General features: G+C 61.4%; 2 protein-coding genes and 1 pseudogene. 2 read left to right on the top strand and 1 reads right to left on the bottom strand.

Translation table 11 applies throughout. The features are described 5' to 3' along the window. Window positions 1-141 precede the first annotated feature (141 nt). Entirely contained in the window at window positions 142-6816 is a 6675-nt protein-coding gene (locus HUN07_RS26025; protein ID WP_174914124.1) for an ATP-binding protein, read from the bottom strand. Between the two features lie 454 nt (window positions 6817-7270). Here HUN07_RS26025 and HUN07_RS26020 point away from each other — a divergent pair. Continuing rightward, window positions 7271-8513: pseudogene (locus tag HUN07_RS26020) on the top strand (IS256 family transposase). Between the two features lie 1151 nt (window positions 8514-9664). Continuing rightward, complete coding sequence (locus tag HUN07_RS26015; protein WP_174914123.1) at window positions 9665-10312, top strand: flavin reductase family protein; 648 nt, start codon at window positions 9665-9667, stop codon at window positions 10310-10312. Window positions 10313-11591: the final 1279 nt, after the last annotated feature.

The following is an 11591-nucleotide window of genomic DNA, read 5'->3' as shown; positions in this document are numbered from 1 at the left end:
CTGCTCGGCACCGGTTTGCGGACCGTCTCGAGATTCGGCCTGGCGTGCGAGGTAGCTCAGCGCACGTCGGGCGGGATCATCCGATGTGAGCACATCAATCGTCGTCCTCGACACGAACATCCTGGCGCGCAGTCCCCCCGATCAGCTTGAGGTATCTGCAATGGTTACTGCGGCGCTCTTCTGGAGTCGACCTCGCTGTTTTTTCTGGTTCGCTTCCAGGACACGTTTTACGGTGACGGTGCGTTGCAGGTTGGTGAACTTCGCGGCAAGTTCAAACCATCCCTGGTCGCTGAGGACAACTTGCCAGACATCAGCGCTAGTGGTATCCGAGGGTGGTTGGTGGCTGAGCTGTCCTCGGACGCGGAAGACGCTCCGGGCACGCCAGTCACCGTCGCTACCGATCCACTCGAATGGAGTGTCGCTCGCGATCCAACCGAGAGCGTCTGCTGCTGCAGGGTGGAGGGCGAGCCATTCGTCGAGTCGTTCTGGGTCGGAGTGATACGAGCGTCCTCCGACAACTAGTTCTTCGTTAGACCACCTCAGGTCGGGCAACACAGGGTAATCCGTCGCTCTGTAGACAGTCGTTTCGATAGTGATTGGAACCGGCTTAGCGGTGAAGAGTTTTGAGGTGCTGACTTTGCCGTGCCGGGTTCGTACACGGCGAATCTCGTCAGGTGTTTCCCATGTGAGCCAGCGCCATTGGGAGTTCTCGCAGAGTACGTGGTTGTCAGCAAACTGTGCGGCGTAGTGTTCGGCTGCGGGTTGAGTTTGGTCGCACCATTCTTCTGATGCGTAGTCCTTACTGTCGGGTGCGCGCCAAGGTAGGGGTGTCGATGGATCGAGTGGATGCGGAGCGATCCAGTTCAGGATGTCGTCGAAGAGGATGCTGAGCCACAGTGAGTACGGTCCGCGGGGCAGGACTTGGGCATCGATAAGTTCTGCGAGGACGCGTGCACACCCTCGACGGCCGACCATATAGGCCCAGGGGCGATAGACGTGCCGGGTGCCTCTCCTTGAAAGACGTTCGAAGTGGGCATTGTGTCCGCCGTCGGTCCACCGGTCGGGCATTGCCTGTCCCAGAGATGCGGCTCGGTGATAGAGGGTGTGTGCGTCGATATCAACGTCGTCGGCGACGTAGCGTAGTGCGTCGTCGTAGGGTGCGATGATTTGTTGGGGGTTGCTGGTATCGACGAATGGGACGCCGCGACGATCCAGTTCGGGGATCTCACGTTTGGGCAAAGGGGGCAGTTCAATTCCGTAGAGCGCCGGGAGCTGTGCTGTGGGGGCGATGGGGGGCTGCACCCCCTCGAAGATTAGGGCACGAGAGGCGAGGTGTCGATTGATTGCATCGTTGCTGACGGCTGCGTCTTCTAGAGCGGAGATGAGTGCAGGTGACAGCCCTGTGGGTGTCGCCGAGGTTACGGCGGGGTCCGTTACGGCAGTGGATGTTTCGGCGCCGACCCTGACGAGGACGTTCAGAGCCGCCTCGGCGAACCAACCGCCGGCTGAGACGGGTTCCGCGAGGGCAAGCTCGATATCGGTTCGATGTTGCGCGTAGTTCTGGGCGAGCACCCGACGGACACCGAAGTCGATGATCCTGATCGGGTGTCCGAGGTGTTGTGCCGTCCAGGTGATGAGTTCGAGTTCGGGGCGGCTTGAAGTGGTGGGCCGCAGTCCGGCGAGCTCGTCGTGGGCTGGCACAAACACGTCGAGGTAGTCGCGGATGTCAGCCCAGCACTCTGCGACCAGTTCTGGCCCACCGAACAGTTCGGCGAAGCGTTTAAGGTCTCGTGGAGAGAATTCAGCCGCAATGGCTTTCGAGGCAACAAGACCGGCCAAGTCGCGTGCCGCAAGGTCGACGAGATCGTCTGTGCAGTCGCGGATAGCGGCCTCGAACAGTTGAATACGGCTTCCGCCGTCCCAATTGCGTTGCCAACCGTAGGGAGTGGTTCGAGCAAGGATGCAACTGAGCGCTTCTCGAGCCTCATTCGCCGCGCCGGCCCGGGATGCGATACCTGCGGCTCGTGCCGCGTCAAGATTGCCAAGATGGAGTCGTTCCACCTGCTCGAGGACGGCGACTGCAACAGCACGTGAAACACTGCCGTTGCACTGCTCGATCGACTGCGACCAGCGTCGAGCCGTGTCCGCCGGGACGTTCGGATCCCGATAGGACCTCATCTGGCCCAGGACAGTGGCGAGCGGCAGCGCAGGGCCATCTTCTGCAACGGCCGACGGGCCTGCGGCTGGTGCGGCAACGCCTTCGTCGGCGATCTGGGAGTCGGAGACCGACCAGAGCGAACGAGCGTTCGCAAATTGTTCAGTCAGCGCTCCCGCGTTTGTGCACCTGTCCAGGAGGGCCTTTTCGATTTCATGCGGTGTCTCGAGACTGAGCGGCATGAGCAGTTCGGTCAGTAGAGAGGCAACCAGTTCCGGTTCTACGTCCGGGCATTGGGCTGCAGCGGTGAGGAGAGCTGTGATTGTGTCCGGTTCCGTAATGACGCCGCGGTCACACAGCGCTTCAGCCATACTGATGGCGAGTCCAGCATCTCGCTGGAATACGGCGATGATGAGGTCACTGGCGGCTTCGCTGGCTTGCCAGTCTGCTTCGCCGGTGGCGGCGAGGAGCCGGGCAGCGTAGGCACAAGCGTCCGTCAAAAAGGTGGCCCGGTCGATGACAGCGAGATCTGCTGCTTCGGTCAACCAGGACAGCCAGGTCACCAGTTGGTAATCTTTGTCGCTTTGTCCTGGACCCCATCCGTTGCGGTGGGCGTGTTCGACTGCTGCGATTGCGCTGTCGTGGTCTGCGATATCGGTTCGCGCTCTGGCGAACTCAAGCCAGGTGGTCGCCCGACCGTAGGGATCGCCCTCGTCGACCACGAGTGCCTCTGCCCCGTCTAGTTCGGTGCGGCACCATTCGGTGGCTTCGACGTAGGCTGCTGCAGCACGAATAACCACAACGCGTCTGCGTGCTGGCCAGTAGGTTGCCCGGTCAGGGTTGTCCCAAGCCGCCTTGAACCGCGCGAGCAGCCGTTCGACTTGCGACCCGCCTCCGCACCGGTAGGCCAGGGGCACCAACGCGGCGATGAGCTCAATTCCTGCGTCGGATATCTGGTACCACCCGGTCCAGTTTCGTGTCGTTGTGTGCGGCACTTCCAGGAGCCGGATGACGGGTTCTATGACCGCTGGCACGTCGGGTGCGCTGGCGAGACCCATTGCAAAAGCCGCAGCTTGTGCCTCAAGTTTAGCGACAATAGTCATTGCTGCAATGAATCTTGTGCGGCCCGGGTCGTGACCCGGGCCGGGAACATCGAGTCCAGCTTCGGGGATCGTGTCGTAGATGCCGATCAGCTGATGCAGTTCGCGCATGCGGAGTACGAGAAGGATCGTCTTGTAGGGCTTCAACCCGTCCGAGGTCCCGAAGAGACTCGGCCAAGATGGTTTCGTCTCGGCTGGTAGGAGTTCGCGGAACTCCTCGGTGCGTGCTTGACCGGACATTGCAAGCGCGTTCGCAGCAAAGACTCGGAGAGTCAGGGGAAGGCGTCTGCTCGAAGAGGTGGCCTCCTCTTCGTCTACCTCGATGTCGCTGGCGCCGTCGGCTCCAGCACCGCCAGCAGAACGTTTGTCGTGGTCGACGTCGATCACGGTCTGGGCCCCCTCGACCTGTTTGACCTGGCCCACCGAGTCGGTCTGGACAGCGGGCGCGTCAACGTTCATTTGTTGCGCGGCCGGGATGGGTGTCTCGTCTCGACTCGAATTCGGAGACTGAGCGCTGGCGGGGGTCTCAACCGCGAGGAGCAGCTGGACTTGGCGTAGCACTTCGACGGGATCCCCGTCCTTTAGGGCAGTGCGAGCCGCCACAGCATGTATGCGCGCGCGCCACTCGGGACTGGACTCGGCGTTGATCCGTTCAGCCAGCCGGGACAATGATTCGATGTCGCGGACGCTGTCGGCGAGGTCGACGCAACGCGCGTGAACCGCGTTTCGTGCGGAGATGACTGCTGCCCGTGTTTCTCTCGCCTCGCGTGCTTCGCGCTCGGCTTTCCAGCGGTCATCGTCGACCTTCCGCCCGATGCTACCTCCGGCACCGTCAACCGCGGTCGCTGCGCTGTCCTTGCTCGGTTTGGCAGCGCCTTCATCAAAGCGGCCTGCCGGATCACTGGCCGGGTTGTCAGGCGTGTCATCATCGGCGTCGTCAGCAGGTTCGCTATCGGCCCTGATCAGGGCGGAGTTCGCAACAGCGTCCTCGGCGCAGACACTGAGGTCGTCTCTACCGTCGTCGTTGGCGCTGTGATCGTCGCTCCCGCTTGTTCCGGTGCTGTTTGCCTCGACGATTGGCCCGGGGAACGGAAGAAAGTGGTCCAACTCGTCGAGTACGCGCTCAAGTCCCGATCGGTGCCATGAGACTTCGGCCCAGTCAGCAATACTCGCCTCCAATTCGTGCGGTCGCACGTGGGAGTGACCCAGGTCAGAAATAAGGCCCTGGAGCCCGCCGGCGGCGCGCACAATAGACTCGGCCGATTCGAGAGAGTTATTGGCGGCCAGTTCAGCAGCAATTTCGAGAGCTGCAGGGGTCTTGATGCGCAGGCTTCGGCCCTGAACGACGTGTTCTACAGCCCGGTCCGGGTCTACGGTACTCATGGCTCTTGCCATCGTGTCCGCATCGATCACGTAGTCGCGTTGCTGCAATTCGTTAAGGAACATGAGCGAGCGAATCATGGCGCGGTAATCGCGGGCTCCTGTAGCCGCCCGAAGGACGACGACGGCCTGGTCGCGGACGACTCCAAAGGGTCTGCCGGAGAATAGGTTCGCCCGCAGATCCGCAGGGGTGGCGGCATCGAGGACTTTCTGGAATTGTCCTGCGAGGTAGCGCTGTACGAGTTCCTCATCTTGGTACTGGGGCCAGTTCGCACTTGCAGCGCACTGGTCAGCAAGTTGCTCGTGAAGTTCGCGAGACCGCCAGTCGCGGATGTGTCCACCGACCATCGCAGTCTGATCGACCAGAAACCGGCGGAAACTGTTGTGGATGAAGGTCCACTCATTGCCTTCTCGGCGGAAAAACGTGTGCGTAAGGTCTGCGAACCGCGTCACGGCCGAAGCGTCGACCCAGGTTTCCAACCACTTGAGGTCGACCGGGATCCGAAGCCTGCACACTGTGCCCAGAATTGCAAAGACGGCGTCATCGTCTTTCGCCAGCGATCCGAGGTAGTGGCTGTACCGCTGGTCGATACTGCCGCGGTGTTCGGCGGCGCTCGTGAGCATGTGGCCGGCAAGGTTACGGCGTGTCTCGTCGTTCGGTTCGGTCTCGAGAGTGCGTAGGTCTTGAATCATGTACGTGAGCACCAGAGGGTGGCCCTCGCTGATTTCGACCAGATCGCTTACTTGCCCGGGCAGCATCCAGTCGGCGACTCCGGCCATGGTCGCGATCGATTCGACCTCATCGTTTGCTAGTGGCGGGACATCGATGACGCGGGCGCCGTCGATGTCGCCGGTCAATGTATCGCGGACCAGTGTGGGAAGAATCGAGGTGGTCTGCGAGCTCAAGACGATGCACACACCTAGCGGCAGCGTGGCAGGGGAGGGAAGTTCGTCGAGCAGGGACCGCGTCGGGTTCTGCTCGCGCGGGATGTGGTCGAGTCCGTCGACGATGATCGTGGTTCGGGTGCCGTCCTTGGCGTATTTGTCTCCGGCGCGATCTAGCTGGTCGACCAGCACTGCACGTTGCCCGGCAAGGTCGGCGCCGAAGCCTCTGCGGTAGATGCCGGCTTCCTCTAGCGCCAGAGAAAGATCGTGCAGGAAGCTCTGCGCTTCGCCGCGCCCGCTTAAAGGGTCTGGAGCATCCGGGACGAACGAGTAATACCTAATGAGGCGGCCCGCGACTGAGACTTTCTCCACAAGGGTGGACTTGCCGGAACCTGGCGGTCCGACGAGCGCAAGATATCCGCTCTTATGACGAGCTAGTGATTCTTCGAGCGCGGTGCGTGCGACGCTATTGGCGGCGTAGGTAACGGGGACTGGGAAGCGATGCGGGTTCTGGTACCGAGTTCGTGAGGACCAGTCAAGCCTGGCCATGAGCGCGGATCGGTCGAGTTCGACAATTCGGGCGGGATCCACGACTACCCCTTGAAGAGTCGCCGCGAGGTGGTTCTGATCGTTGATGTCGCGCGGCGACAACAGTTCTGATTGATCGAGTGGAATGAAGGCTAGGTCGAAATCGCGGACGAAGTCCGTAAGTTCGTTCTGGGCCAGCCCTGTGCTGTCCTTAATCATCGTCCACGCATCCGACCAGGATGTAACAAGGCCAAGTACGGCGATCTGCTCCCAGCCGTCCTTCGGGTTCAGTCGAAGGTGCTCTTGTACGGGCACAAACGATCGAGACAAGAACGCCGCGAAATGCCGTTGGCTGTCTGTAGCGGTTTTTAGGACACTTTTGGCGTCCGGTCTCGTGACCGAGGGGAAGTTGTTCGTGCAGAGGTGAACTGTGAGGGGTCCGTCCCACTCATCTCGGAGGCGCTGCCATGCCTCTGCGAGCCCCGCGAACAAAGACGGCTTTCCTTTGACACTGCCGAATAGGTCACTCCACGTGAACGGACCGGGAAATTGTGACCACTTGACTTGCAGCGCGTGCCGATGCCCGGCCTCCACAAATTGAAAGTCATCCGCAACACCTGCGCTGGGGTCTGCGACACGAATCCATCGCAACGCCGGTATGTATCGGTAAACGATCTTCGCTGCAAGCGCGAACTGCGCACTGAATCCGACCAGTGCATTCCGTTCACCGTCGCTGGGGATCGGGTCTTTCGGCGGAGCTGACGACATGATTCGCGTATGGGTCCTCTCGAAGGGTGGTCGCTACATCATGCAGGACGCCGCTGACATTGTCGGATCGTTCGGATAGGATGTTGCAGTGGAAGTGTGCAGCACGCGAGGTTAGTGTCTGGACGAAATAGTGCGCCTCAGTGTCACTGTGTAGCGAGGTCGAGTGGTGTGTAGTCATCGCGTCTTTCTGCTCTCACAGATTCTATCGGCAGTTGCGTCCCCAGCGGATCGACCACTGGCTGCTTGTGACACTCCGTGCCTCGTTGATCGCCGCTTCTAACAGGTTCATCGCGTCGAGTCTCGATAGAATAGCCAGTCTTGCCCGCCGGCTTCTAGGATTGCTCTCAGCCCGTGGAAAAGGGCATCTTTCCCCGGAATTTCAGCGACAACTGTCGCGGAAACCTCGGAGATCGCAGGTCGATCGTGAAAAGTGGGCCCGGAACCTACATCTTGGCTGCCGGCCTGGCCTAGGCGTCGTCTGGACACGCTCAAGGGCGCCGATGTGGCGTCCGTGTTCGCCGAACTGATCCGCGCCGGCCTGCAGGAGCTGATCGAAGCCGAGGCCACCGAGGCTCTCGGCGCCGGCCGCTACGAACGCACCGACACCCGATCCACGCACCGCAACGGACACCGCAGCAAGACGATCTCGACCACCAGCGGCGACGTCGAGGTCAAGATCCCCAAACTGCGGGCCGGCTCGTTCTTCCCCTCGCTGCTCGAACGCCGCCGACGGATCGACAAGGCCCTGCATGCGGTGATCATGGAGGCCTACGTCCACGGCGTCTCGACCCGCAGTGTCGACGACCTCGTCGCCGCGTTGGGCGTGAGCTCTGGAGTGTCGAAGTCCGAGGTCTCCCGCGTCTGCGCAGGCCTCGACGCCGAGATCTCCCGATTCCACGACCGCACTCTCACGCACACCACGTTCCCGCACGTGTTCCTCGACGCGACGTATTGCAAGGTGCGGGTGGGTGCGCACGTGGTCTCCCAGGCCCTTGTCGTGGCGACAGGGGTGTCGATCGACGGCACCCGCGAGGTCCTCGGCATCGCCGTCGGAGACAGCGAGTCCTTCGAGTTCTGGCGCGAGTTCCTGATCGGATTGAAGGCCCGAGGTCTGTCGGGAGTGCACCTGGTCGTCTCCGATGCCCATGCTGGCTTGAAAGCCGCTGTCACGCAACAGTTCACCGGTGTCGCATGGCAGCGCTGCCGGGTGCACTTCATGCGGAACTTACAAGGCGCCGTGCACTCGAAGCACGTGCCGCCCGTGATTTGCCGCGGTCAAAACTATCTTCGCGCACACCGACCCCGTCGAGGTCGCCGCCCAGTGGGACCAGGTCGTCGACACCCTCACCTCATCGTTCCCGAAGGTCGCGGCGATGATGGAATCCGCGAAACACGACGTGCTCGCGTTCACCGCGTTCCCGCGGGCGCACTGGCAGAAGATCTGGTCCAACAACCCGATCGAACGCCTCAACAAAGAGATCAAACGCCGAGCCGACGTCGTGGAGATCTTCCCCAACCCGGCCGCGTTCCTACGCCTGGCGACCGCGGTGGTGATCGAGCAACACGACGAATGGCAGGTCACCCGCCGCTACGTCTCCGACGTCAGCATGGACGAACTCCGAGCCGTGATCGCCACGAAGGAACACGCCGCCACCACACCCGCCAAGAGGATGTCGACCACACTCGAAATCAGTTAGCATTCAACCTGACTCGTTGATCACTATGCGATGTCGAACCTGATCCGAAGTCCACCACCCCGCGGGGCACTATCCTCACGTGGGTTTCTGTGGGTGACCGTCGATAGATGTAGTTATCGCACCCAGCATCGGAAGATGCCCGGTCCAGGTAGCCCCGATCTGAAACCCGTGTGACTCTCGGGAAGTGCAGCCTCAAGCTCGAGCTGCTCGTGTGAATCCAGACTCTCGTAGATCCGAACGATCTGCCTACATTGAAGAAGGCCACCGCGCCGTCGCCCGTTGTTCGGCTCTAGCGATGTCAATCTTCCTGATCCTGACGCTGCGCTCGCTGCTTCCCCGATGAGACGAGGGGCTCCTCCGTGGTGCGCCTCATCTTTGGCCAAGCGTCTTTGAGGCCCGTTGCCGGTGCCCCTGTGATGTCGCCGGTCCGCCACTGAGGTTTGTCGATTGGCTGGTCGCGGCGAAGCTTTGCCCCTCGAACACGACTACCGTGCATTGGAAGTCGCACTTGGTCTGAGTCCCACCTGTGAGCTCCAGGTCACTTCAATAACAGTATCTACTTCTGAGTGCGGGCGTTTGTCGATCAGAGTGACCGTCAGCGACTCCAAGAGGCCGGTTGAGGCCCGCCGACCCACCGACGACCTGGTTGCGCGAGGCTCCGCCGCGCACGCGCACCGAACGAGCTGCGACTGGCCGACCTCACCGGAAACCGCGCCGTGAAACGCAAGCTCTACCGCTGCGCCGTCGCGGACAGTGAACCGGATTGGGGACTACTTCTGACGACTCGATGATCAAGCCCCACTGGTTATTTGAAGGGCTGGATTCCGCGCCGAAACGGCGGTGATGAACCTAGTCAATTCATCGCGCCCGGCCAGTGAGTTCATTCATCCATCCCGCCTGTCTTCTCATCAACACCTCAGTCATCGGGGTGTCGCGACGATCGACTGCATTCATTCAGTTTCGGTCGGGAACGTTCGTTTAGGCCCGGCCGTCGCCATATGGTCGGATCCGTTGGGTCGCGTGGACGCCTGTGCTGAAGAGTCAGCTTTGCGCGCTTTGTTTAACATCGAACGACTGATGTCGCTACTCTGCTACAAATACTGAAGTTAGCTGGTTGCTGGCATGGTGCCGGTTTCGGACAGGAGATGCAGATGTTCTACAGGCCGGAAGTCGAATCGAGCGGACTGCCGTACAACCCATTCAAGGCGTCCTGTGTGCCGCGACCTATCGGCTGGATGTCGACGGTGGACGCGAACGGAGTGCCGAACCTAGCCCCTTACAGTCAATTTCAGAACGTGACGTGGGACCCGCCGACGATCTCAGTGGCGGTGAACTGCCAACCGGACGGTCGCCCGAAGGACACCGCCGCCAACGCGATGGCAACCGGCGAACTGGGCTGGAGCATGGCCACCGAGCGTCATTTCGACGAGATCGTCATGACCAATCATGACCTCCCCCCTGCCGTCAGTGAGTTCGACTACGCAGGGCTGGAGTCCGTCCCGTCGACGCTAATCAAGGCTCCGCTCGTGGCCGGAGCCCCGGTGCAGTTCGAATGCAAGCTTCAGCAATCGATCTTCCTGCCTGGTGCCACACCTGAGTCGTCCACCTACCTGCTGATCGCCCAGGTGATCGGAATCCACATCGATGAGAACTTCCTCACCGACGGTATGCTCGACATCGAGAAGATGCGTCCGCTTGCACGCCTGGGATACCTTGACTTCACGGTCGTCGAGAAGACAGTTCACCCCCCCACCGCGAGCATGAGAACGCCAGAGTCCATCGCCTTCATGTCCGAGTAGATGATCTATGGGCCAGAGTGATGGTACTCATGGTTAACCATCACTCGGCCCCGTCTTGCAGTTATCGCGACCCAGTCGCGGAAGTTGTCTGGTCGTCCGCGGGAGTGTCGGTGTGACCGTCAAACCTGCTCGGGTAATGCTGCGCGACACCGATGGTGGTGACGACCCCAGACAGGGACTGGTGGCGGTCAACCCCACCGCAAGTGCACCTGCGGTGGGGTTGACCGCCGAGTCCGCGCTGGTGGGTCGGGCGGTGGGGGCGTCGAAGTCGGAGAACACCCGGCGGGCGTACGTGTCGGATTGGCGACGCTTCGAACGCTGCTGCTCGGCGTGGAGATATCAGGTGTTGCCGGCGGATCCGTTGGTGGTGGCCCGTATCTCGCGGAGGCTGCGGAACCGAGCGACGAGGCCGGTGAGCGGGTGTCTGCGCCGACGATGCCGGGCACGTCCACTCCGTCGTGGAGGGAGTAGACCTCGCGCAACTCCTCTGTCCACGGGGGTTGTCGCCCTCTCCGCTTCTTGTCGATCCAGCAGGCCCTGTGGCGGGCGAACAGCCGCCGCAGTAGCCAGTGCGACGTCACGAAGGAGCGGCATATACGCACGCCATACCTCGGTGAAGGTCGTCATCGCCCGAATGTGCCGGGCTAGCGATCGTTGTCGGTCGGTCGCACGGCTGCCCGAAACCACGATGCTTGGCACGAACCGGCACCGAGTGCCTGCAGCGTCCGCGATGACGGTCTCTTGCGGTCGCGGAGCGGTGACGGTGGAGATCGCGAGTAAGCATGGCCGCGATGGTGTGGCATCGACTCGGACCAGGGCTGTGGGAATGGTGCATCTTCGCACGGAATTTCGAGGACAAGTGTCGTGGAAGTTCTTGAAAGTGCCAGGTGGCTCGGACATCTAGATCCGGAACCTACATCTTGTAGGTTCCGGACCTAGTTGGCCATTTCCGGGCCTATATGTCCCTCACTTGTCATGATTCCAGCCTATATGTCCATTTTGGCCGCGTTTCGGTAACGGGCGTGGGCACTGAGTGCCAGGCAGGAGAGGGAGGCGCGGCGACCTCGTCCTCGTGGGTCCGACCGATCGAGTGTGTTCATTGGGTGTGGCAGTGAACTCGGCGCTATGCCGAAATCTTGGATAGGGAACCCTTGCAGGATCAGCTAGCAGGACGGGTAACCAGGACTGTGTGACTTTCAGTGGTAAGTGGCACGGTTTGTGTCGCTGAAGATGGCAGGCCTGCTGCGGCGGCTTCCACGGCTGGACCGCTCGAAGCGTC

This window comes from Rhodococcus sp. W8901, from assembly GCF_013348805.1.
Taxonomy (GTDB): domain Bacteria; phylum Actinomycetota; class Actinomycetes; order Mycobacteriales; family Mycobacteriaceae; genus Prescottella.
The sequence above is the reverse complement of the archived record's forward strand: the minus strand, read 5'-3'. Positions and strand labels throughout refer to the sequence as shown.